The 21,669-nt window shown below is 43.4% G+C and carries 24 protein-coding genes, 1 other RNA gene and 1 riboswitch; of the genes, 17 read left to right on the top strand and 8 right to left on the bottom strand.

The genetic code is table 11. From position 1 onward, the window contains the following. The first annotated feature begins 141 nt into the window (after positions 1-141). From BXO87_RS15650 to BXO87_RS15670, 5 genes are all read left to right on the top strand, one after another. Positions 142-768: an FMN-dependent NADH-azoreductase gene (locus BXO87_RS15650; RefSeq protein ID WP_038458424.1), complete on the top strand. Its 627-nt coding sequence runs from the start codon at positions 142-144 to the stop codon at positions 766-768. 215 nt (positions 769-983) lie between these two features. Beyond that, a non-coding RNA gene (ssrS, locus tag BXO87_RS15655) (6S RNA) lies at positions 984-1,169 on the top strand. 107 nt (positions 1,170-1,276) lie between these two features. Further along, positions 1,277-3,055, top strand: coding sequence for a DNA helicase RecQ (gene recQ, locus BXO87_RS15660; RefSeq protein WP_061046687.1), 1,779 nt, complete (start codon positions 1,277-1,279; stop codon positions 3,053-3,055). A gap of 235 nt (positions 3,056-3,290) precedes the next feature. Further along, on the top strand, positions 3,291-4,160 hold the full coding sequence (locus BXO87_RS15665; protein WP_007407985.1) for a 3D domain-containing protein: 870 nt from the start codon (positions 3,291-3,293) through the stop codon (positions 4,158-4,160). Between the two features lie 162 nt (positions 4,161-4,322). Then, positions 4,323-4,715 carry a hypothetical protein gene (locus BXO87_RS15670; protein ID WP_007407986.1) on the top strand — a complete coding sequence of 131 codons (393 nt, stop codon included), beginning with the start codon at positions 4,323-4,325 and terminating at the stop codon, positions 4,713-4,715. Positions 4,716-4,746: 31 nt separating this feature from the next. Here BXO87_RS15670 and BXO87_RS15675 read toward each other — a convergent pair whose 3' ends face one another. Together BXO87_RS15675 and BXO87_RS15680 are read right to left on the bottom strand one after the other, a co-directional pair. Continuing rightward, entirely contained in the window at positions 4,747-5,724 is a 978-nt protein-coding gene (locus tag BXO87_RS15675; RefSeq protein WP_076851392.1) for a S66 family peptidase, read from the bottom strand. A gap of 65 nt (positions 5,725-5,789) precedes the next feature. After that, entirely contained in the window at positions 5,790-6,293 is a 504-nt protein-coding gene (locus tag BXO87_RS15680) for an N-acetyltransferase (protein ID WP_014418107.1), read from the bottom strand. Positions 6,294-6,481: 188 nt separating this feature from the next. Between BXO87_RS15680 and BXO87_RS15685 the strand changes: the two genes are divergently transcribed. Together BXO87_RS15685 and BXO87_RS15690 are read left to right on the top strand one after the other, a co-directional pair. Continuing rightward, positions 6,482-7,267 carry a VLRF1 family aeRF1-type release factor gene (locus tag BXO87_RS15685; RefSeq protein ID WP_007407989.1) on the top strand — a complete coding sequence of 262 codons (786 nt, stop codon included), beginning with the start codon at positions 6,482-6,484 and terminating at the stop codon, positions 7,265-7,267. Positions 7,268-7,411: 144 nt separating this feature from the next. Continuing rightward, on the top strand, positions 7,412-7,948 hold the full coding sequence (locus BXO87_RS15690; RefSeq protein WP_007407990.1) for a DUF420 domain-containing protein: 537 nt from the start codon (positions 7,412-7,414) through the stop codon (positions 7,946-7,948). Positions 7,949-8,012: 64 nt separating this feature from the next. Here BXO87_RS15690 and BXO87_RS15695 read toward each other — a convergent pair whose 3' ends face one another. Continuing rightward, entirely contained in the window at positions 8,013-8,678 is a 666-nt protein-coding gene (locus tag BXO87_RS15695) for a lysozyme family protein (protein WP_003153802.1), read from the bottom strand. A gap of 191 nt (positions 8,679-8,869) precedes the next feature. Here BXO87_RS15695 and czrA point away from each other — a divergent pair, with 191 nt between their 5' ends. Beyond that, positions 8,870-9,202, top strand: coding sequence for a Zn(II)-responsive metalloregulatory transcriptional repressor CzrA (czrA, locus tag BXO87_RS15700; protein ID WP_012117736.1), 333 nt, complete (start codon positions 8,870-8,872; stop codon positions 9,200-9,202). Between the two features lie 29 nt (positions 9,203-9,231). On the opposite strand, the gene BXO87_RS15705 is transcribed toward czrA, so the two are convergent. Next, positions 9,232-9,753 (bottom strand): CcdC protein domain-containing protein, encoded by a 522-nt coding sequence (locus tag BXO87_RS15705; protein ID WP_007407994.1) that lies wholly within the window; start codon positions 9,751-9,753, stop codon positions 9,232-9,234. A 225-nt stretch (positions 9,754-9,978) separates the two neighbouring features. Between BXO87_RS15705 and BXO87_RS15710 the strand changes: the two genes are divergently transcribed. The 6 genes from BXO87_RS15710 (at position 9,979) to BXO87_RS15735 (ending at position 15,035) form a co-directional block, all read left to right on the top strand. After that, positions 9,979-10,698, top strand: a complete 720-nt coding sequence (locus BXO87_RS15710) for an MBL fold metallo-hydrolase (protein ID WP_020955928.1) — start codon at positions 9,979-9,981, stop codon at positions 10,696-10,698. Next, positions 10,698-11,264, top strand: coding sequence for a TetR/AcrR family transcriptional regulator (locus BXO87_RS15715; protein ID WP_007407996.1), 567 nt, complete (start codon positions 10,698-10,700; stop codon positions 11,262-11,264). The genes BXO87_RS15710 and BXO87_RS15715 overlap by 1 nt, the downstream gene beginning before the upstream one ends. 52 nt (positions 11,265-11,316) lie before the next feature. Further along, positions 11,317-12,027, top strand: coding sequence for an AraC family transcriptional regulator (locus BXO87_RS15720; RefSeq protein WP_061046692.1), 711 nt, complete (start codon positions 11,317-11,319; stop codon positions 12,025-12,027). A gap of 68 nt (positions 12,028-12,095) precedes the next feature. Beyond that, positions 12,096-12,428, top strand: a complete 333-nt coding sequence (csaA, locus tag BXO87_RS15725; protein ID WP_032866230.1) for a chaperone CsaA — start codon at positions 12,096-12,098, stop codon at positions 12,426-12,428. A 329-nt stretch (positions 12,429-12,757) separates the two neighbouring features. Beyond that, positions 12,758-14,557, top strand: coding sequence for a T7SS effector LXG polymorphic toxin (locus BXO87_RS15730; RefSeq protein ID WP_038458395.1), 1,800 nt, complete (start codon positions 12,758-12,760; stop codon positions 14,555-14,557). A 13-nt stretch (positions 14,558-14,570) separates the two neighbouring features. After that, a complete protein-coding gene (locus BXO87_RS15735; RefSeq protein ID WP_038458393.1) occupies positions 14,571-15,035 on the top strand; it encodes an SMI1/KNR4 family protein in 465 nt (154 codons plus the stop codon). Positions 15,036-15,074: 39 nt separating this feature from the next. On the opposite strand, the gene BXO87_RS15740 is transcribed toward BXO87_RS15735, so the two are convergent. Both BXO87_RS15740 and BXO87_RS15745 read right to left on the bottom strand, forming a co-directional pair. Next, on the bottom strand, positions 15,075-15,356 hold the full coding sequence (locus BXO87_RS15740; protein ID WP_038458390.1) for a hypothetical protein: 282 nt from the start codon (positions 15,354-15,356) through the stop codon (positions 15,075-15,077). Next, complete coding sequence (locus BXO87_RS15745) at positions 15,349-15,927, bottom strand: MarR family winged helix-turn-helix transcriptional regulator (protein ID WP_038458387.1); 579 nt, start codon at positions 15,925-15,927, stop codon at positions 15,349-15,351. Before BXO87_RS15745 ends, BXO87_RS15740 begins: the two co-directional genes overlap by 8 nt. Positions 15,928-16,126: 199 nt before the next feature. Here BXO87_RS15745 and BXO87_RS15750 point away from each other — a divergent pair, with 199 nt between their 5' ends. Next, the gene (locus BXO87_RS15750; RefSeq protein WP_038458384.1) at positions 16,127-16,351 is read left to right on the top strand and encodes a hypothetical protein; all 225 of its coding nucleotides are present in this window, start codon (positions 16,127-16,129) and stop codon (positions 16,349-16,351) included. A 43-nt stretch (positions 16,352-16,394) separates the two neighbouring features. On the opposite strand, the gene BXO87_RS15755 is transcribed toward BXO87_RS15750, so the two are convergent. Further along, positions 16,395-16,679 carry a hypothetical protein gene (locus tag BXO87_RS15755; protein ID WP_014418096.1) on the bottom strand — a complete coding sequence of 95 codons (285 nt, stop codon included), beginning with the start codon at positions 16,677-16,679 and terminating at the stop codon, positions 16,395-16,397. 77 nt (positions 16,680-16,756) lie between these two features. Then, positions 16,757-18,820, bottom strand: coding sequence for a molybdopterin oxidoreductase family protein (locus BXO87_RS15760; protein ID WP_038458381.1), 2,064 nt, complete (start codon positions 18,818-18,820; stop codon positions 16,757-16,759). A 147-nt stretch (positions 18,821-18,967) separates the two neighbouring features. After that, positions 18,968-19,060, top strand: a riboswitch (SAM riboswitch). Positions 19,061-19,181: 121 nt separating this feature from the next. Here BXO87_RS15760 and BXO87_RS15765 point away from each other — a divergent pair. Further along, a complete protein-coding gene (locus BXO87_RS15765; RefSeq protein ID WP_038458378.1) occupies positions 19,182-20,198 on the top strand; it encodes a 2-hydroxyacid dehydrogenase in 1,017 nt (338 codons plus the stop codon). Continuing rightward, complete coding sequence (locus BXO87_RS15770; RefSeq protein ID WP_038458376.1) at positions 20,191-21,657, top strand: FGGY-family carbohydrate kinase; 1,467 nt, start codon at positions 20,191-20,193, stop codon at positions 21,655-21,657. The genes BXO87_RS15765 and BXO87_RS15770 overlap by 8 nt, the downstream gene beginning before the upstream one ends. The last annotated feature ends 12 nt before the right edge of the window (positions 21,658-21,669 follow it).

Genomic DNA, 21,669 nt, shown 5'->3' on the forward strand with positions numbered 1-21,669 from the left:
CAGCAGGTACATTCATATGTACCTGTTTTTTTATTCCATAAAAAATCTCAAAATCGAAATAAAATCATTGACTTTATATAAAAAAGAAAGTAACATACTATTTGTAAGTAAATATTAAAAGATTACCGGGAGGAATTTAGAATGTCTCAAGTATTATTTGTAAAATCAAGTGATCGTACGGCTGAAGAAGGCGTATCCGTAAAATTATACGAAGCGTTTCTGGCTGCTTATAAAGAAAACAATCCGAATGATGAAGTGATCGAACTTGATCTTCATAAAGAAAACCTTCCTTACCTCGGAAGAGATATGATTAACGGAACATTCAAAGCTTCAAAAGGAATTGAAATGACAGACGAAGAGAAAAAACAAGCGTCAACTGCTGACATTTACTTAAATCAATTTGTCAAAGCTGACAAAGTCGTGTTTGCATTCCCGCTTTGGAACTTCACAGTGCCTGCTGTGCTTCATACTTATGTTGATTACCTGTCTCGCGCAGGAGTTACTTTCACATACACGCCTGAAGGACCAAAAGGTCTGATGGGAGATAAAAAAGTAGTGCTCTTAAACGCACGCGGCGGCGTATATTCTGAAGGACCGATGGCATCTCTTGAAATGTCATTAAACTTCATGAAAACCGTTCTCGGTTTCTGGGGTGTCCAAGATCTTCACACTGTTGTCGTTGAAGGCCATAATGCTGCACCGGATAACGCTCAAGCGATCATTGAAAAAGGACTGCAAGAAGCGAAAGATCTGGCTGCAAAATTCTAATTTCCATTAACTCTTGCGCCCATACAGGGTGTGAGAGTTTTTTCTATTATAGAAGAAACTGGCGGCAGCTTTCGATCTGATCTTATATTGATATATTGATATTTTGTCGAAAAAACAATTTTTATGTAGAATAAAGCATTTTTCACAAAGAAAAAAGGTTTTCTGTAAAAGAATTAACCCTCTTGCCAAAATACGACTGATGGTGTAGGATATAAGAGAAGCTACATTGTTCGTATTGTTAATTAAGTTTTAACCTTTAAGCTGTAATAGGGAGTTTTATATCGAAGCCGGAATGTCATGCCTCCATTGCAGAGGACGACAGGAACGCTTCTGCAAACACCCACTTTGAGGAGTGGTGGTTTAAAACTTTCTTACTTGCGTACGGCATACGTAGCGAAAGCCATTTCCCTTGCGGAGATGGCTTTTTATTTTGAATTGCCCTTGAGCAGCGTACTTTATCAGTATGATAAAATAAAAGAATCAAAGACAAAGTGAGGTTTTACAACATATGCTGGAGAAAGCCCAATCCCTTCTGGCGCATTATTTTGGCTACGACAGTCTTCGCGCGGGCCAAAAGCAGGCGATACAATCAGTTGCAGAGGAGAGAAAAAACACGGTCTGCATTATGCCGACGGGGGGCGGAAAATCAATCTGCTATCAGATTCCCGCACTGCTGTTTGAAGGAACCACAATCGTTATTTCCCCTCTTATTTCCTTAATGAAAGATCAAGTCGACGCGCTTGAAGAAGCGGGTATCGCGGCAGCTTATATTAACAGTACCCAGACAAGCCGTGACATTCATGAGCGCCTGACCGGTTTGAAGCAAGGGGCTTACCGGCTCTTTTACATCACACCGGAGCGTTTGACTTCTTCTGAATTCATTCACATCCTGCAGAATATTACGGTTCCTCTTGTCGCCATTGACGAAGCTCACTGTATATCGCAATGGGGACATGATTTCAGGCCGAGTTACCGGAATATCGAAATCCTTTTTAATGAACTAAAAGAACCGCCCGTCATCATCGCATTAACGGCGACGGCTACGCCTGAGGTTCATGATGACATCTGTAAGCAGCTTCATATTAAGAAAGAACAAACTGTATATACCGGTTTTGCCAGAGAGAATTTAACGTTTAAAGTAGTAAAGGGCGAAAACAAAGACCGGTTTATCGAGCGGTATCTGGAAAAAAATAAACACGAAGCCGGCATTATATATACAGCGACAAGAAAAGAAACCGACCGTTTATATGAGAAATTAAAACGCAGCGGCATCAATGCCGGCCGTTATCACGGCGGATTGGCGGATGATGACAGAAAAGACCAGCAGGAGCGGTTTCTTAACGATCAGATACAAGTGATGGTAGCTACGTCCGCTTTCGGAATGGGAATCGATAAGAGCAACATCAGGTTCGTTTTACACGCGCAGATTCCGAAAGATATGGAGAGCTATTACCAGGAAGCCGGACGGGCCGGGCGCGACGGTCTTAACAGCGAGTGTGTGCTCTTATTTTCGCCGCAGGATATTATGGTGCAGCGTTTTTTAATAGACCAATCGGCCGCCGGAGAAGAAAAACAAAAGCAGGATCTCAAAAAACTGAGACAGATGGTGGATTACTGCCATACGGAAGATTGCCTGCAGCGGTTTATTCTGAAGTATTTCGGCGAGAATGAGGCGGAAGCTTGCGGAGCATGCGGCAATTGCACTGATACAAGGACCGCCCATGACGTCACAAAAGAAGCGCAGATGGTATTGTCATGCATCATCAGAATGAATGAGCGCTTCGGAAAAACGATGGTGGCGCAGGTGCTTAGCGGGTCAAAAAATAAAAAAGTGCTGGAAAACGGCTTCAGCAGCCTGTCCACTTACGGCATTATGAAGCATCAATCCGCAGCGGAAATCAGTGATTTTATCGAATTCCTTATTTCAGATGAATATATCAGAATGGCGGACGGCACATTTCCGACGCTTATGGTCACCCAAAAAGGCAGGGACGTTCTGCTTGGAAAAAGCGCAGTCGCGAGAAAAGAAGCCTTACAGGCCGCCGCCGTTACCGAAAATGATGAATTATTTGAGCTTCTCCGGCGTCTCCGCAAAGAGATTGCAGCTGAACAGGGCGTGCCTCCATTTGTCGTGTTCTCAGATCAGACGTTAAAAGAAATGTCGGCGAAACTTCCGAAAACGGATCAGGATCTTCTTTCCGTAAAAGGGGTCGGGGAACAAAAAAGATTGAAATACGGAGCAGTTTTTTTAGAAGAAATCCGAAATTATGTAAGAGAAACAGAGTGAAAAAAAGTTTTTTTAGAAATTTGCACATTGTGTTTTTCATTCGCGCCGGAAAAATCAGAAGCTTGAAAACCCTTGCTGTATCAGGGTTTCAGCAAGACTTACCAAGCGAGAGAAATGTTTCATGTAAAGGAACTGTAATCTAATTCAAATCGTTTTGTTATTGAACTGACATTTTCATATGTTACGATATCACCTGTTAGCCGCCAATAAAAAGCTAACAAGGGAGGATTTACTTATGAAGAAGACGATTATGTCCTTTGTCGCAGTTGCAGCAATTTCAACAACTGCATTTGGAGCTCACGCTTCTGCTAAAGAAATCACGGTGCAAAAGGGTGACACGCTCTGGGGGATCTCGCAAAAAAACGGAGTGAACCTAAAGGACTTAAAAGAATGGAATCAGTTATCTTCTGATTTAATCATTGAAGGAGAGAAACTGACTATTTCTTCAGTAGAAACAACCACATCTGGGCAGTACACAGTGAAGCAGGGCGACAGCCTCTGGAAAATTGCTCAGAAATTCGGAACATCAGTCGGCAATCTGAAAAGCTTGAATAACTTGCAATCAGATATAATTTACGCAGGCACAACGTTAAATGTGAAAGGTCAGGCTCAGGCTGCACAGCCGGCTCAAGAAGCCAGCCAGCCGCAAACTGAACAAAAACCAGCTGCCGAGACAGAACAGCCGAAACAAGAAGCTGTCAAAAACGAGCAGCCTAAACAAGAACCTGTTCAAGAACAACAACCTAAACAAGAAGCGAAGGCTGTCGAAGCAAAACAGCAGCCTGTTCAATCAAATACAAACCAACAAGAGCCTAAAAAGCAGCTGACAATGACTGCAACTGCTTACTCTGCTAACGACGGCGGCATTTCCGGTGTAACGGCAACCGGTGTTGACTTAAACAAAAACCCTGATGCAAAAGTCATCGCGGTAGACCCTAGTGTCATTCCGCTTGGCTCTAAGGTTTATGTTGAAGGTTACGGAGTGGCAACAGCAGCAGATACAGGCGGCGCAATTAAAGGAAATAAAATTGACGTATTTGTTGCAAAGAAAAGTGACGCTAACAACTGGGGCGTCAGAACAGTAAATGTTAAAGTATTAGACTAGTTTCATATAGAGATGAAGAACACAAGGCGAAATGCTTTGTGTTCTTTTTTTCTTCCCTTTTTTGACTGTATATAATCGTTATATGCGGAAAAAGAAAAAGCGTTTCTCTAATATAATAAGGAATGGATGTGAAAACGGAATCTGAAGGGATGTATGAATCTAATGGAGCCGGAATTTATATGTTTATGGAATGCCTTCACAGAATCACCGGTGTTTCATGCAGGTATATGCACCGCTTTCGCCATTGTGCTCGTTATCGGACTGTCTATGCCTGCTGTCAGGCTGTTTCAGGCGCTTGACAGAGGGAGAGGAAGGCCAGCCGTTATTGAAAAGGTGAGACGTACTGGCGTGATGAAGAATGGCAGGCACGAGCTTGTGCTTATTTTAAACGTAAAAAACCAAGACGGAACGCATGATAAACGTGAACTGACACATGCCGTATATAATGAAGAGATCAGCCGTTTTTATGAAGGAGCTTCCGTATGGGTGACGGCAGCGGCCGGCGGACGAATTATGATCGCTCCGCGCACGCCGCGGCATAAGGCGTCAAAATAAAAAGACGGGGCGGTTTTCCCGTCTTTATGTATTAATGCCGATCGATCCATATCCGTCCGCCTTCTGAGCCGGCTTCTATCCTGCATGTTCCTCCGATCGGGAATGTCATCAAAGGGGAGGTATGGCCGAAATCAGCATTTGCGATAACAGGCATGGATGCCAGTTCTTCTTTTGTACGGATGACGGCACGCAGAGCCTCCTCAGACACATTTGAAGCATGCTGGAAACGTCCGATGACAATTCCTTTCACGGCTGAAAAAGCGGGAAGGTGGATGAGTGACTGCAAATCCCGGTCAAACATATGAATGTCCGACATATGATCATCCTCTATAAACAGAATCACTTGTTCCATCTCCGGAAAGTATTCCGTGCCCTGCAGAAGATTCAGCGTGCATAGATTTCCTCCGATCAGTGTTCCTTCCGCATATCCGGGTTGAATAACGAGCGGTCCCGGATTCCGATAAAAACGTCTGTCCTCCTGGTTCAAATACCATTTATCATTACTCCACTCAGATGAAGGCTTTGCCTCATACGGGTTGTCAGAAGCACAGCAGGCCAAGAAAGAGTCAATCGTATAGTCCAGCCCTTTTTTCATGGCAAATGAAGAAAAGTGGGGACCGGAATATGTAATAAGGCCGGTTTTTTGATATATGGCATGGCCGAGAGCGGTAATATCTGAATAGCCGCAAAGGATTTTCGGATGCCGCTTGATGTTTTCATAATCAAGATAGCGGAGCAGCTGATTTGATTGGAACCCGCCGAGTGTCGTCAAAATCGCTTTGATGTCAGGGTCAGCGAAAGCCTCGTGCAGATCCCGTACACGCGATTCAATGGATGATGAATCAAATTCATTTATTTCTTTCGCATGCTCTGAAAAAGAGACACGAAAGCCGAGCTCCTCCAATTTTGACTTTGCGGCAATTATATTTTCATCTGACATAACGGACATGCTTGTGGCCGGAGACACAATACGAATGCCGTCACCTTTTTTCAATTTTTCCGGATACAAAAAAAACCCTCCTTATATGGTTTAATCTATTACACCATATAAAAGAGGGTTTCTCTATTATTTTTTTACAGGTCGACCCATTTAATGCCGCCTGATTGCGTATCATTGTCAATCCAGACATCAAAGTGATGCTTTTCATAAAAATGAACGAGTCTGTCGACATGATCCCAATCACGCTTAGCGATGTCGCCCGTCACTTTCGGGATATTCTGCTCTCTGGCGATATGTTTTAAAAATTTCATGCAGATCGAGCCGTAGCCGTGGTTCGGCGGGCCTTTAATGTCCCCGATATGAATGGCATTGTCATAATAAGAGGCGATCAGTGAAAAACAGCCTCTTCCCCTGTAGGCTGATTCACAATCAGTCAGCATAATCTTACATGTTTGGCCATCATCAATCGAGGAAACAATGATCCAATCGTCATTGTTCGATTGATCAATACCAAGCACTCGCGCGTCTTTTGATACATCTATCAGATTTTCCCGCATTCTGAAAATCTGAAATTCAAGTTTATGAAGCTCTTTTTCCAGCTCTTTCTGATCTCTTTCTTCTGCAGTAAACAAAATCATACTCCTTTCACAGCGTAAAAGTCTTAGTTAAACACAAGTATCCATTGTAGTAAATGATGTCTTGGTTTGTAAATGGGTTTTGCAAAAACTTTTTTAGAAAAGTCTGCCGTTTATATGTGGATTGACGTTTTTAAGGCGGTGCGGATAGGGAAAGGAACAGTGAGCAGCGGAAAAAGGAGGAATCTATAATGGCAATTGACTCACTCATCGGCAAATTGAAGTACGTAATGACGGAATCTCCTGATAAAATGCTTTCCTTATATGTAAATACGGATATGAGAAATCCGGATCAGCAGGGGGGAGAGTGGAAAATCGCCTTGAAAACCGGTTTTCGGAGATTAAAAGAGTATCTGTCTGCCAGTGATCCGGAAGAAGAAAAATCTCTCGTCCGCATCATGGAACGTGTCTATCAATATATCGATGAGCTTGGTAAAGAGATGCCGCGAAGTCTCGTATTTTTTGCGTCGGGAGAAGGCGGTATTTGGGAGACGATTGAATTGCAGGTGCCTGTTGAAACACGATTTTATTGGGAAGAGACGGCTGTCCTTGATCAATTAGAACTTCTTCGTGAACAATTTCCGAGCACGGCTTTTATTCTCACCCAGCAGAATGAAGTGAAGATCATAGAAACCGTACTCGGAAAAATTGAAGGAGTGGAGCATTATCATTACGACGTCATCAATGAATCGTGGAAACCGCAGGATGTAAGCGGAAGCCTCTCCGCGTCGATGGACGAAGACGCTGCCAAAGCCCACGTCGAAGAAAACCAAAACAGGCTGTATAAACGATTGGCTTCAAACCTTGATCAAAAGGCCGCTTCACACCAATGGGAGCGTCTCGTAATCGCAGGGGACAAAGAAACAGCCGATATTCTCGATCAGCACATGAATAAACCGATTGATCGGATCATTCCAAAAAATCTGTTGAATGAAAACGAACATAAGGTGATAGAAGAACTGTTGAAGGAAGCATGATATGACGAAAGGCCGGGTCTCAAACACCCGGTCTTTTTAGGGCTTAAGTTTGTCTAATTTCTGACGAAGCGGGCGAAACCGTTGACATCAAAGCTGAATTCTCATACCATTTGGATAGTCAGTAAAATTGAGAGAGGTCATAAGATGAATCAGACAGAAAACAAACCTAAAAGTTATACCGGTATCGTGCTGACATTGACCGTTCTGATCAACGGGTTAATTGCGGTGCTGTTTTTTATGCCGAAATCGGGACAGGTCAGCATTGCCAATATTCATATTCTGCCGATGTTAAATGCCATTTTTAACAGCTTTACTTTTATCTTTTTGCTGGCAGCGCTCTTTATGATTAAGCAAAAAAATATTCAAGCGCATAAACGTTTTATTTTGGCGGCGTTTACGACGACTCTGCTGTTTTTGATCTGCTATGTCGTATACCACTCTGTGGCTGAAAATACTTTATTCGGCGGCCACGGCATCATTCGGGGGATTTATTTCTTTATTTTAATTACGCACATCTGTCTTTCCGCCGTTATCGTGCCGCTTGCGCTGTTTACGCTGATCAGAGGATTCAGCATGCAAGTGGAGCGCCACAAAAAAATCGCGAGATGGACGATGCCGCTCTGGCTGTATGTCAGTCTGACGGGTGTCATTGTATACTTAATGATCTCACCGTATTATTAAAAAAAGCCGTGCTCTGCGCGGCTTTTTTCTATTGATTGAAAAAGGCGCCTCATCAGGGCGCCTTTTACTCTTCAAGCGTTTCAAGTGTTGTTACATTTAAGGATTGTTCAACGGTTTTTGTTTTTGCTTTTACTTTTTCTGCGTACGTGTAATCACCATAGCAGTAGGGATAACGGAAATTGTCTTTGTTCCCTCCGCAAGTGTAAAGTTTCGGATTCTTTTTGACCTGCTGCTCGGAGTATTGTTTTGCCAGTTCCTCAGTATGCGATCCTCCATGTTCAGCCACAAAATCAATATAGCCGGCTCCCATGTTGTAGCTTTGTATAATCGTATCCAAGTCTACGCCTTTTTTCTTGCCTGTTTGGTACATGAGAGTGAATTGTTTGATTCCCTGTTTGATACTGGTTTGAGGGTTTTTAATCTCATTTCGCTTTAAACCCAGAGATTCTGAAGACTGCATGGGATCATTTCCTCTTCCTTTTGACTCCTGATATATCATGCCGAGTACAAGCGATGTATATTTGGTGAGTCCTTTTTCATCCAGCTCGTCTTCAACAAGCGGTTTGTAATCTGTCAGCCGTTCAAGGACGATCGGCTTGACATCAAACGGAAGACTTTTGAGCCATTCATTATTTGAAAATAACAGAATGAGGAAGAAGGAAACCATGACAAAAACACATATCATCATAAGACCCGCAGCAGCGAAACAGCCTTTTTTCTTTTTCTCCACTGTGTTTCACCCTCAATTTCAGGAGCATTATGACTTTTTCATTATGACACAGATGAATGCGCGAAACCAAGCGGAAACCCGTATTTGAAACATAAATTTAAAATAACGGTTCTTTTGTCAGGCACAGGATGTATCTGCATCAATTGACATTTGGTATAATTGGGCTACTTGAGAAAAGAAGGGTGAGGTATATGACTGAATTTCACGAATCCGGAAACAAAAATGACCCCGCTGTCGATTTAGATGAGGAAACTTTATTTTTGGTTGCCCAGACTTTTAAGGCGCTGTCTGATCCGACCAGAATCAGAATTCTCCATTTGCTGTCACAGGGTGAGCACGCGGTAAATGATATCGCAGAAAAGCTGAATTTGCTGCAGTCTACCGTTTCTCATCAGCTGCGTTTTCTTAAAAATCTGCGCCTCGTCAAATCACGCAGAGAAGGAACATCCATCTATTATTCTCCTGAGGATGAACATGTGTTAGATGTGCTTCAGCAAATGATTCACCATACGCGGCACGATTAAAAAACATCCCTGCTTTTTAGACAGGGATGTCAGCCGTACTGACTGTTATTGGTTTGGTCTCTGCTCGTTTTTAAAACATAAAAAGAGAAGCCGCTGTAATACACTGCGATGAAATAAAAGATACTGATGGTCAGCGGATCGGCCCCGACCGTTTGGCTGTATGCCTCCGGATGGGTAAAGTCCGCTGTGACCCGGTAAATTTCAATAACGCGATAAACAAATCTCGATAGGAATAACGTTAATAGAATAAGTTCAATCCACAGGTGAGTGCGAAAATACATTTTTCCGCGGCGTTCTTCAAAAGAAATGTTCCGTTTAGCAAACAGGACCAGAAGCCAGCCGCAAAAAGTGCCGAATATAAGATGGCCGTATAAAGCCGGGTGTGTGATGCTGAAAAACGCCAGAGCTGCGGCCAGCAATGAAAACAAAATCATTCTTGTATAAAGCCAGCGGGGTTTCAAAGGCTGAAAGCCGACGGACCGTTTCACCTTTTTATACAAAAAAAAGGCAATCATTAAGACAGGGCAGATGCTTTGAAGTGTGATATGCATGGTGTGGAACTCCCCCTCCGTTGAGTAGTGTATGCTTATCCGGCTGGTTTTAGTAGTCTGATTTATTCGCAGGCTGAAAGCATCTTTTATCACATTATGCACGTTTCTTTTTTTTGCATAAGAGAAGCGCCCGCGCCTTTTTCAGGATTTAAACAGAAAACTCTTGATAAACTAACGGTATTAGTTATAATAAAACTAATACTATTAGTTTTTAGGGGGATCTTGATGAGAATCTTACAATACGGAACCGTTTGGCAGCTGACTTTTTTTCCCGCGCTCTTCCCGGTGAATTGTTATTTGGTTGAAGAAGAAGAAGGAGTAACCCTGATTGACGCCGGACTGCCTAACAGTCATAAAGGAATCAAACAAGCATTGCGGCAGCTTGGGAAGCCGCTGAATGACATATTACTCACCCACGCGCACGGGGATCACATCGGTTCGCTTGACTCATTAGCTGCGGAATTTCCGGATGCTTCCGTCTGTATTTCTGAGCGGGATTCTTTCTTGCTGAAAGGTGACACTTCATTATTTGAGCATGAAGCACAAACACCGATAAAGGGGGGAGTGCCGAAAAATGTTCAGACCGAACCTGATCGCCTGCTGAAAGGCGGCGAGCGGATCGGATCTTTACTTGTCATTCCCGCTCCCGGTCATACGCCGGGAAGCCTCGCTTTTAAAGATATGAGAAATGATATGCTGATCGTCGGAGATGCCTTTCAAGTACGGGGCGGCCTTGCTGTTTCTGGGAAGCTGAAATGGAAATTTCCGTTTCCGGCTTTTGCTACGTGGAATAAAGAAGAAGCTGTAAAAACAGCAAGAACACTTATCGCTCATCAACCAAGCAGTCTGGCCGCCGGACATGGAAATGTTCTCTGCAATCCCGTTGAAATGATGGCTGAGGCTGTTGAGGAAGCCGAACGAAGCCTGCCTGGTGGCCGATCATAATGTCACCGAGAGTCGGAATGAGCCTTGACATGATATTGAGAGCCGCAGCAGGCATCGCTGACGAAAAAGGGCTGAACGAAGTGACGCTTGCGGCTGTTGCAAAGTCCTTAAACGTAAAACCGCCTTCCCTTTACAATTTTGTCAATGGCCTTCAAGGAATTAAAGCAGAGCTGGCTGTCTCCGGTTTAACTATGTTATATGAAAATATGGCGGCCTCTGCAGAAGGACTGACGGGCGAAACGGCTTTGCTTGCTCTCGCCGATGCCTATATCAATTTCGCCGAAGCCAATCCCGGATTATATGACGCAACATTTCAAAAGATAAAAGACGGGCGGATTGAGAATCTGTCAAGCCTGCTTGTAGAGCTTGTTGTCAGGCAGCTGACTGCTAACGGATATGCACAGTCTGACACTGCGATTCATGCTGCGAGAGGACTGAGGAGCCTTCTTCACGGATTTGCCGTGTTGAGAAAACAGAGTGCATTTGAATTAACCGAATCAATTAAGGAAAGCCGGGAGTTTGCAGTTGTTGCTTTTCTAAGAGGTTTGCAGGAGAGGGAACAATAATATTATTATGTAAACTAAATAAAAAGACGCATCATGTAAAAAGGAGGGACAAATGGATTCATTACAACATATCATTTGTGAGCGGCGCACCTATTCACATATTTTTGATTCTCATGCACACACATACTGCCAAATGCTCTTTCCGCTCGAAGGACAGCTGGACCTGGAGACAGAAAGACGTAAAATCAGATTAAAACCTGATCAAATGCTGTATATTCCGCCCGGGCATGAACATCGGTTCCGTTCTTTGGAGCGAAATGAATGTCTCGTTCTCGACATACCGGCATATTTTTTCAAAGGTTCATTTGCCCCCGGCGTTCTGAATAAGCTTGATCCTTTTTGGACTTCGATTCGGTTTCTGCTGACAGAAGAGACAAAGCAGCAGTCGGCTCATTCATTGAGTCTGCTTGCAGAATATATTGCTGAAAAGATACAAGTAAACCGTACGAATGATTCAATTGCGTATATCCGCCGAAATCTATCAAAGACTTTTACAATTAAAGAGCTTGCCGCAATGGAACATTACCACCCGGCGTATTATTCCGACTGGTTTAAAAAGCAGACGGGGAAAAGCCCGCAAGCTTATATTGCTGAGCTCCGTATGAAGAAAGCGGAACAAATGCTTATTGAAACAAAATGCCGGCTGACAGACATCAGTCAGGAGGTCGGCTTTCAAAATTTGTCTTCCTTTACCAGATGGTTTGTCAGACATAAGGGAATAACGCCGCGCGTCTTCCGAAACACCTTTCAATCTGATAAATAATCCTGAAAATCGGTTAAATAAACTGCTTCTTTTTTTGGTATCATGATTGTAAAAAAGGAGTTTTTGATATGGCAGTCATCGAAGATTTTATCAAGCTTGATCTTAGAATAGGAACGGTCGTAAAAGCGGAAGTATTCCCGGAAGCAAAGGTGCCGGCCATTAAGATGACAATAGATTTCGGCGAAAAGATCGGCATGAAACAATCAAGCGCCCAGATTACAAAACGGTACGAACCGGGTGATCTGATGGGCAGACAGGTTACAGCTATTGTCAACTTTCCGCCGCGGCGGATCGCCGGATTTAAGTCAGAAGTTCTCGTTCTCGGCGGCATCCCGGAAAAAGGAGACGTTGTCCTGCTTACGCCAGAGCAGACAGTACCGAACGGAACGAAAATCGGATAATAAAAAAAGACGTTTGCAGAAGCAAACGTCTTTTGCGTATTGAGGCGATACACCACACGCCACATTCGTGTGTGCCGCAAGGGCATGTGCATCGGCTTACACAATTCAGCTCATCGCTATATCAATATAGCATGGCGGGTGCGGAAATGCAAGAGATTTTTTAATATATGTTATATCTGGCTTTGTTTTGCCGATCCCCGATCTTTCGTGTAAGGTTTTCTTTGAAATTTTATGATCTTGAATAAAGCAGTTCGACAAATGCAAGAGATTCATCTAATCTTATATCCTGTGGTAAAATTTAGGAATAAAGAAGCGGAAAGGAGCCGCAAATGAAAGTATTTGAAGCAGCCTCGTTCATTTCAGCCGCAGAAAAGCGGGCAAAACAATACGATCAGATTAGAGAACAATTTATCAATCTCAGAAAAGCATTTCAGGGAATGGCTGATTTAGATGACAGTGAGTTTTCAGGCAAAGGCGCCGACAACATTAAAGCATTCTTTCAAGATCACGCCGGTGTCACAGACAGCTGGCTTGATCTGATCGATATGAAGATTGCGTTTCTTAACAGTATTTCTGGAAAAGTAGCTGATGCGGGACTGGCCGATTCGTTTGTGGAAGAGTCATTTTTAGAACACGAGCTGATTCATGCGAAGAATAAATCACAAGCCATCATGCAGGAGCAGCGCAATGAAATGAAAGGTATCCTTGATGAAATCAGTGATATCATTCATCTTGATGTTTTCTCGACAGAAGATGTCGATCAAAAGCTGGATTCAGCAGATAAAAAAAGGAACGATACCATACATAAACTCGGAAAGCTTGATCACGATCTAACGAAAGAATACGCAGAAACCGAGGCAAATGAACATTTCATTCAGGCCGACTTTCAGCAGCTCCAAAACGCAACAGGCCAAGGAAAAAACGCCACTCCGCTTTATTACAACGCCAAGGCATACCGAGAAAGCGACATACATAAGAAAAAAGACGAGATTGCAAGACACTCAGACACATATTTAACGTTTAAAAAGGAAGAAGCGAAAGAGCGGGAAATCAAGGATCTGAAGAAAAAACTCGCCGACGGTGTGACCGATCCAGATGAATATTTAGAAATTGCGAAGAAGATCGGCTATGAAAACCTTGAACCTTCCCAGCAGCAATATGTCATTCAGCTTGAACAAGCAAAACAGCTGGAAGAAGCCGGAGAAGTGACTTGGGATATTTTAAAAGGAGCCGGCGTCGGTCTTTATGATGTCGGGAAAGACACGGTAACCGGTTTATGGCAACTGATCAATAAGCCTGATGAAGTTGTTGAAGGTATCATAGGGGCAGTTGCTCATCCAATTAACACGTATAATGCCATTTCAACAGCTATTGAGGAATCATATCAAAAGGATATGGTAAATGGAGATGCGTATTCCAGATCAAGATGGGTGACATATGCGGTCGGTTCAGCAGCTGTGGCTGTCGTCGGAACGAAAGGCGCAGGAGCCGTTAACAAAGCTGATGCGGCGGGGAAGGTCATAAACAAGGCAGGACAGGCAGGGAAGAAAATTAAAGACGTTAAACTTCCAGATTTGCTTCCGTATAATCCTAAGTATAAGCTTGCTCTAGCGGGTGACGTACCATACAATGTGGTTGACAGCCAAAACCTTAAAAATGAACTTTTGACCAATGCAAAGAAAATCCCGGATGGAACGAGAAAGCCGTTTACTGGTCAAGAAATAAACCTTCCTTGGTTAAATAAAGAAAAGTATGGTGCTGTTGAAATAGACGGCAAAGTAAAAGTTAAAAGACAAATTAGAGATGTAAGCCGTAGAGTCTATACCTTAAAGGACATTGATATTAATCAAAAAACTCCAAAAGGAAAAACCAACCTGGAATTAATGAAAGATGGTAAGTCTCCTTATGCTAAAGACGGAACACAGATTAACTTACATCACCTCATACAAGAAGAAAGTGGACCGTTGCTTGAGATACCTAATAGTTTACATACAAAGTATAGCGACGTAATCCATGGCCTTAAAGGTAATGGAGAAAGCTTCCGGAATGATGTTTACCTTGAGAAACAGTACAATAACTTTAAGACAAGGTATTGGAAGTGGAGAGCAAAACAATATGAGAAAGAATAAGGGGTTATAAACCATGGATTTTTATTTAAAAGTAAAAGAATTCATAGCTGATAATGCAAAAGAAAAAGATTTTACGGGTGGGATTGGAGAAGATAAAATTTTAAAAATTGAGCAAGATCTTCAAGTCACGCTGCCAGATAGCTACAAATGGTTTCTTAGAAACTATGGTTCTGGCGGGGTTTATGGAATCGATTTATTAGGCTATGATTTTGGCGGTGCTTCAGTTGTAGAAGCAACCAGGGAATATCATGAATATAGGGGATTGCCAAGTGGCTTAGTAGTCATAGAACATGTTGATTTTTTTGGGTATTGTTTAGATACCAATAAAATCAACAGTGAAGGAGAATGTCCAGTTGTTATTTGGAGTGAATTCGGTGGCTATAAAGAACTTAATTCTGCCCATTTTATAAAATTCTTTTATGAAAGACTTCATGAGATGAAAGAAAACTGGGAAGAAGATGAAGACTGGGACGATTAATAAAAGAAAGCTCTCTAATAGAGAGCTTTTTTCAGATTTTCAATTTTTAACAGGCTTTATAATGAGCAAACAGGCATTACTCAAAATACTCGCCGCGCCTATCCAAAGCAGCCATTGTGTTGCGGTCAGCCATGAGGCAGTTAGGATAAAGAGTCCAATGGCAATTGATATATAATTGCCGGCTCGGTCCAATTTACGTTTGCGATGAATTTTATATTTGGCATGAAAAATAAATTGATCAATTTTATCTTTCAGCTCATAGCATTTTTCCTTCATCTTATCCTCTGTTTCTTTTACTTTTCGATAAAGCATATTATTCATCGTCTGCACTCCCATATCGCCGTTTTGAAAATTCAGCCATGATTTTTTCTTCATAGTCATCTGAGATGAATTGTGCCTGATCTTCAACTTTCAAATGTGCTTTTTCTTCAAAACCATCCTGTTCTTCACCATCAAAACGATAAAGTTTTTGCAATAGCCTCCAGAATGTTTCAATTTCATCAGTTGTGAAGTCATGAAACATATCCGCTAAAAAATAGGTGGATTTTTCTGAACAGGAAATTAACGCTTTTTTTCCTTCAGGGGTAATCTCAATATTGATTGCACGTTTATCCAGTTTGCTTGGCACAGTGTGAACATATCCTTTTTTCGCGAGGCTTGAAATTAATTTGTTAGCGGTTTGTTTTGTTGTACCCAGCTTTTTAGCAATATTCATAAGTGTGGTATCTTCCGTCGGTAAATGGGCAATAGCAATAAGAGTCATGTGCTGTCGGGAAGTCAGCAATTCTAAGTATTCGTCCCCCCGAGCCTGCACTTTATTGACAACCGAAAATAATGATGCGTAACTTTGCTGCATAACATGCAGTTCCTTCATTAATAATTTAATATCCATAAGTTATCTCCTATCTAAATCGTCACCATGTTGACAATTGCAATATACATTGAAGTGGAAAATAAGTCAACATGGTGACTAATAGCAGCGGGTTACAGCTGTTTTAAAAATGTCACAGGCAGTCGGAGTGTTTACAGAAGGGGAAATAAGTATAATAAATGCGAAAAGGGCATTAATCTAAAGTGGGAAGGTGTTTGACATGCAGAAAGTGAACTGGTCAGAACAGTATGAATGGTTCAATAAACAAGATGAAAAAGACGGGCGTTTAATGGCGCTCCTTCGTCATGGGCTTACATATGAGGAAGTCATACGGTTATATATGAAAGGGTTTTATTTGAAATCAAAAGAAGGGGATGTTTCGTTAAGTAAGAACGATATCCTTCGTATGTTTGGGATTGAAGAGAGGCAGGGCGGCAAATCTTAATGAACGGGAAGAGAAAAACTCTTCCCGCTTTTCAAGGCAGCTGTTATTCTTTTTCCAGCATGGAAGTCAGCCATTCTCTTAATGTATTCTTCTGCACATACCGCTTTCCGTTTCTCGTGATATGCGGAATGTCAGAGGTGTCGGGCACGATTTGTTTTGCTTCTTCCTTCGTAACTCCTAAATAATAACCAATATAGAAGTGCAGATCTTTTTCTTTAATGAGAATGTGGTCAGTGTGTTCATGAGGATCAGGTGATTTAAAGTTTTTCAATCCGTCTCCGATGAAATATCCGGCTAAAGCGATTCCGATGCCGGTAATGATATCCAAACCTCCAATAAACGTTATCATTTTTTATATGGTGAAGCCGGCCGAAGGATTCAGCCTTCAGCAAAACCGTCGGGCGTTTATTGCGGACGGTTTTGATTGCTGAGCTTTTCCACCTGCACCTTTCCGGAGAAGAAAACAGCGCCTCCGCCCATATCCGCCAGCCGATCGGGCGTGAGCGAATTGACGAGCTGTTTTTTATCATCCATATCGGCCCAAAGACCTTGGCTGACTGCAACGCCGGGAAGCACCTGTTCGCCGACCGAAGCTGTTAATTCACACTCGCCGCGGTGATTCCAAACTCTAACGGTTTCCCCGTCTTCGATGTTCCGGCGTACAGCATCCTCTGTATGAATAAAAAGCTTTGGCGCTTTTTCCAGTTTTACGTGTTTTTCATTATTCGAAAATGTCGAATTTAAAAAATTATGATTCGGTCCCGGGACAAATAAAAGCGGAAAATCGTCATCGCTCTCAAGAGGGATATGTGTCGGCAGCGCGGGATAACCGTCCTGTTTCATCTTTTCCGAATATAATTCAATTCTTCCGCTTGGTGTCTTGAGCTTTCCCGGAAAAAGCGGTTTTTTCCGTTTGGCTTTCATGAAGGAATGGCGTGAGAGCGCTTCGTAATCAATATCCTCGATATACGGATTGTCGGGAAAGTCCAGCGCCTGTCTGATCAATTCTTCATCGGAATCCTGAAGCTCCTGCTCGGTAAATCCCATTGCTCCGGCAAGCAAACGGAACACTTCCGTATTCGATTTGCTGTCCCCGTAGGGTTCGATCACCGCTTTTTGCAGCTGAATAAAATGATGCCAGTAAGACGTGTAAAAATCCGTGTTTTCAAAAGCGGATGCAGCAGGGAGCACGATATCCGCATATTTGGCAGTTTCCGTTAAAAACAGATCGTGAACGACTGTAAATAAATCCTCACGCAGCAGGCCTTTTCTGACTTTATTCGCTTCCGGCGCAACCACCGCGGGATTCGTACCGTAAATAAACAGGGAGCGCACGGGCGGTTTTGTTTCTAACAGAACGCTTCCGAGCCTGTTCATATTAAATGATCGTGGCTTCCTGCCGTAAAGCAGATCAGGCCGCTGAAGCGCTTGTCTGTTATAGTTTAATACCGCGCTGTTGTGCTTGATTGCGCCTCCACCGGTGTTGAGCCACTGTCCTGTAACAGCCGGTAGACAGGCAACTGTGCGGACGATCATTCCGCCATTGTCATGGTGCTGAATGCCGTTTCCGATCCTGATAAGGGAAGGGGAGGTTTCTCCGTACATTCTCGCAAGGCGTCTGATATCGTCGGCTTTAACGCCTGTAATAGCAGAAACTGTTTCCGGATCATAGTGTTGAACGTGCGCTTTTAATTCGTCACTGCCTTCGGTGTATTCTGTGAGAAATGCTTCATCGTGAAGGTTTTCGTCGAATAAGACATGCATGATACCGAGGGCGAGTGCGGCATCTGTGCCGGGCCGAATGGGAATAAACCAATCGGCAAGCCGGCCGGTTTGGTTCTTATGTACATCGATAACGACAATTTTAGCCCCTTTTTTCCGGGCTTTTTGGGCAATCATGACTTGGTGCATATTCGTGCTGACGGCATTGATCCCCCAAAAAATAAAGAGCTTCGCATGTATGGTCTCCTCCGGATCAGTACCCGCTCCTTCACCCATTGTATAGTTATAGCCTTCAGATCCGGCTTTGCTGCAAATCGTCCGTTCGAGATGACTCGCTCCGAGACGATGGAAAAAACGGCGGTCCATTCCCTCTGCCGCCAGTTTTCCCATATTGCCGTAAAAGCTGTACGGAAGAATGCTTTCCGCTCCTTCTTCGGCAATAAGCTCTTTCCAGCGCGCACTGATCGTATTGATCGCTTCCTCCCAGGAAATAGGCGCAAACGCGGCTTCACCTTTTTTACCGATCCGTTTTAACGGAACGGTTACGCGCTTCTCATCATAAATACGCTCAGCCATGTGTCTGACTTTGTTGCAAATATTCCCTGATGTGACCGGGTGATCGGGGTCTCCCTGAATGTTAACGATTTTTCCGTCTTTTTTTGTCACAAGCAAGCCGCATTGATCGGGACAGTCTAGTGAGCATACCGACTTAAAGACCCCGTTCGGCTGTGTTGCAGCAGAATTCATAGCCCATTTCTCCTCTTTGTTTATATTGTAAGCATTATAACATTTCAAAATCGAACGTCAATTCAGAAAAAAAGTGTTGACATCACGGAAAGACTTTTCTATGATGAGTTTATTCTTTTAAACAGCCTGACAATTTCATCATTTTATTTTCTATCCAGAGAGGTGGAGGGACTGGCCCTATGAAACCTCGGCAACATTTATTGTGCCAATTCCAGCAAGCGTATGCTTGAAAGATAGGAAAGAATGATCTATACATATTTGTGCGCTTCAAGCGGATAAAGACGGTATATGAATCTCTTTCCTTCTTCGGGGAAAGAGATTTTTTTATGAAAAAATAAATGTGAAAAGGATGTTTTGCACCATGACGGTTTTAATTACCGCGCCATATCACGACGAGGGGCTGAAGGAGCTGACTGAGCTGTTCGGCCGGACTGTGCACCGGCCGTGGAAAAAGCACGGCCGGGCCTATCGGGAAGATGAATTGATCCGAATGATTCATGAGACAAACGCGTCGGGGCTTATTACTGAACTTGATGAGGTGTCTGAGCGTGTTATTGACATATTGCCGGATTCCGCTTTTATCGGTGTCTGCAGAGGAATGCCGTCTAATGTGGATATTGCGGCGGCGACTAAAAGAAAAATCCCCGTTTTCTTTACACCGGCCCGCAATGCCCAGGCCGTTGCTGAAATGTTTATCGGAAATGTGATTTCATTTTTGCGTCATACGTATTCTTCCCTACAGTGGCTGAAGGACGGGAAGTGGAATGGTGATTATTTGCAGGCTTATGTCAAATTCAGAGGAAATGAGCTGACGGGGAAAACAGTCGGCCTTATCGGTTTCGGAGCTGTCGGACAGAGAATCGCCCGGCTATTGGCCGCTTTTGACTGCAAGGTGCTTTACTATGACCCATTTGTCCGTCATGAAAACCGGGAGTATGAAAAAACGACGATTGAACGGGTATTTTCTGAAAGTGATATTGTTTCCGTTCACTTGCCGCGCACAGAAGAAACCATCGGCCTTATCGGCGCCCGGCACTTTCAATTGATGAAACAGGAAGCTGTTTTTGTCAATACGTCAAGAGCGGCGGTTACAGACAGGGAAGAGCTGCTGCGGGTGCTGAAAGAACGGCGGATTAAGGGAGCGATCCTTGACGTGTTTTATCACGAACCGCCTGAATCTTCTGATTATGAATTGATCTCTTTGCCGAATGTGTTAGCGACTCCCCATTTAGCGGGCGCAACATTTGAAGTGGAAGATCATCATGTGAAGATTTTAAATAAAGCGCTTTTCAAATGGAAACAAGATCAAACCTGCTCAATACGTGAACTTTATAACAAAAGAGAACTTGAACCGGAAGGAGGAGGCTGTAATGACTGAACAAAAAGGCTACCTTGTATTTGACATCGGGACGGGGAATGCGCGAGTCGCGGTCGTGACTGCCGGAGGCGAAGTGACCGCGCTTGAAAGGGAAGACATTGAATATGTGACGGATCCGCTTTATCCGGACGGACGATATTTCTCACCGGAAGGGTTATGGAAGCAAATCAGCGCTATGGCAAGGAAGGTTATTGGCAAAAGCCCTCATATTACATTAATCGGAATCACCTCAACAAGCCAGAGGCAGGGAATTGTTCTGATCAATAAAGATAAAAAGGCATTTCTCGGTCTGCCCAACATTGATAACAGAGGGCGTGAATGGGAAGACGGGATTGAAGCAAAAGAAGAAGTGCATCAGCAAACCGGACGTCTTCCGAGCGCTTTATTTTCCGCCATGAAACTTGTCGGATTAAAAGCTAGACAGCCGTCTTTATGTAAAGAACTGAAGTACATCACAAGCATCAGTGACTGGGTGACATTTGAGCTGAGCGGTATTTTAAGCTATGAACCGTCACAGGCTGCTGAAACACTGCTGTTTGACGTAAGGAAAAAGGCGTGGTCAGAGACATTATGCAACATCTTCGGTGTGCCTTCTGCCATTCTTCCTTCACTCGTCCGATCTGGGACGGTTGTCGGAATGTTAACGTTTAAGAAAACGGCGGTTCTCGGTCTTTCTGAAAGAGTGCCTGTGATTGCAGGCGGAGGAGACACACAGCTTGCCATCAAAAGTGCAGATGCAAAGCCGGGAGATATCGTCATCGTATCCGGCACGACGACGCCGATTATAAAGATAACAGCTGAGACCCGAACTGAAAGTTTAAAGAATGCATGGCTGAATTGCCATACAGAAGAAGGTCAATGGCTCCTTGAAACGAATCCGGGTGTAACAGGACTCAATTATCAAAAATTAAAATCCATTTTTTATCCGAATGAATCCTACGGCGTCATGGAACAGGAAATCGCAAGTCTGCCGAAACATGATCATGCTTGTATTTCTGCGTTAGGCTCCTATTTATCGCCAGAGAAAAACGCACTGGCAAAAGGCGGATTTATTTTTGACGCCCCGCTGTCCCAAAACTTAAGCAGAGCCCATTTTGTCAAAGCCGCACTGCTGGAAATCGCTTTTTCAATCAAATGGAACTATGAGGCGTTAACAGAGGTGGCTTCCTTTTCACAAGATTATGTGAAGGTGTGCGGCGGCGGTTTCCAAAGTGATGCTTTGACGCAGTTTCTTGCTAACCTTCTCCAAAAGAAAATCTATAAGAGAGAGGGGTTCAGCCAGGCATCCGCAATGGGAGCGGCGATGATTTGCAACGAAGCTCTCGGTGTGAAAGCAGAGCTTTCGAGCCGCACAAAGGTAATTGAGCCGGAAGCGGATCAGACGGATCTCTTCCTATATGAAGAATGGAAATATACGCAAAAATTATTTACTCATTTTCAGCCGGCGGTGAAAGCCTGACTTGGGGATGAG

The organism is Bacillus sp. GZB, assembly GCF_001975995.1.
GTDB lineage: Bacteria > Bacillota > Bacilli > Bacillales > Bacillaceae > Bacillus > Bacillus velezensis.

Bases quoted from the DNA above. Each gene is read 5' to 3' on its own strand.
- BXO87_RS15760 (WP_038458381.1), bottom strand. From the start codon at position 18,820: ATGAATTCTGCTGCAACACAGCCGAACGGGGTCTTTAAGTCGGTATGC.
- csaA (WP_032866230.1), top strand. From the start codon at position 12,096: ATGGCAGTCATCGAAGATTTTATCAAGCTTGATCTTAGAATAGGAACG.
- recQ (WP_061046687.1), top strand. From the start codon at position 1,277: ATGCTGGAGAAAGCCCAATCCCTTCTGGCGCATTATTTTGGCTACGAC.
- BXO87_RS15715 (WP_007407996.1), top strand. From the start codon at position 10,698: ATGTCACCGAGAGTCGGAATGAGCCTTGACATGATATTGAGAGCCGCA.
- BXO87_RS15735 (WP_038458393.1), top strand. From the start codon at position 14,571: ATGGATTTTTATTTAAAAGTAAAAGAATTCATAGCTGATAATGCAAAA.
- BXO87_RS15705 (WP_007407994.1), bottom strand. From the start codon at position 9,753: ATGCATATCACACTTCAAAGCATCTGCCCTGTCTTAATGATTGCCTTT.
- BXO87_RS15730 (WP_038458395.1), top strand. From the start codon at position 12,758: ATGAAAGTATTTGAAGCAGCCTCGTTCATTTCAGCCGCAGAAAAGCGG.
- BXO87_RS15710 (WP_020955928.1), top strand. From the start codon at position 9,979: ATGAGAATCTTACAATACGGAACCGTTTGGCAGCTGACTTTTTTTCCC.
- BXO87_RS15685 (WP_007407989.1), top strand. From the start codon at position 6,482: ATGGCAATTGACTCACTCATCGGCAAATTGAAGTACGTAATGACGGAA.
- BXO87_RS15680 (WP_014418107.1), bottom strand. From the start codon at position 6,293: ATGATTTTGTTTACTGCAGAAGAAAGAGATCAGAAAGAGCTGGAAAAA.
- BXO87_RS15740 (WP_038458390.1), bottom strand. From the start codon at position 15,356: ATGAATAATATGCTTTATCGAAAAGTAAAAGAAACAGAGGATAAGATG.
- BXO87_RS15670 (WP_007407986.1), top strand. From the start codon at position 4,323: ATGGAGCCGGAATTTATATGTTTATGGAATGCCTTCACAGAATCACCG.
- BXO87_RS15720 (WP_061046692.1), top strand. From the start codon at position 11,317: ATGGATTCATTACAACATATCATTTGTGAGCGGCGCACCTATTCACAT.
- BXO87_RS15765 (WP_038458378.1), top strand. From the start codon at position 19,182: ATGACGGTTTTAATTACCGCGCCATATCACGACGAGGGGCTGAAGGAG.
- BXO87_RS15665 (WP_007407985.1), top strand. From the start codon at position 3,291: ATGAAGAAGACGATTATGTCCTTTGTCGCAGTTGCAGCAATTTCAACA.
- BXO87_RS15750 (WP_038458384.1), top strand. From the start codon at position 16,127: ATGCAGAAAGTGAACTGGTCAGAACAGTATGAATGGTTCAATAAACAA.
- BXO87_RS15650 (WP_038458424.1), top strand. From the start codon at position 142: ATGTCTCAAGTATTATTTGTAAAATCAAGTGATCGTACGGCTGAAGAA.
- BXO87_RS15745 (WP_038458387.1), bottom strand. From the start codon at position 15,927: ATGGATATTAAATTATTAATGAAGGAACTGCATGTTATGCAGCAAAGT.
- czrA (WP_012117736.1), top strand. From the start codon at position 8,870: ATGACTGAATTTCACGAATCCGGAAACAAAAATGACCCCGCTGTCGAT.
- BXO87_RS15690 (WP_007407990.1), top strand. From the start codon at position 7,412: ATGAATCAGACAGAAAACAAACCTAAAAGTTATACCGGTATCGTGCTG.
- BXO87_RS15770 (WP_038458376.1), top strand. From the start codon at position 20,191: ATGACTGAACAAAAAGGCTACCTTGTATTTGACATCGGGACGGGGAAT.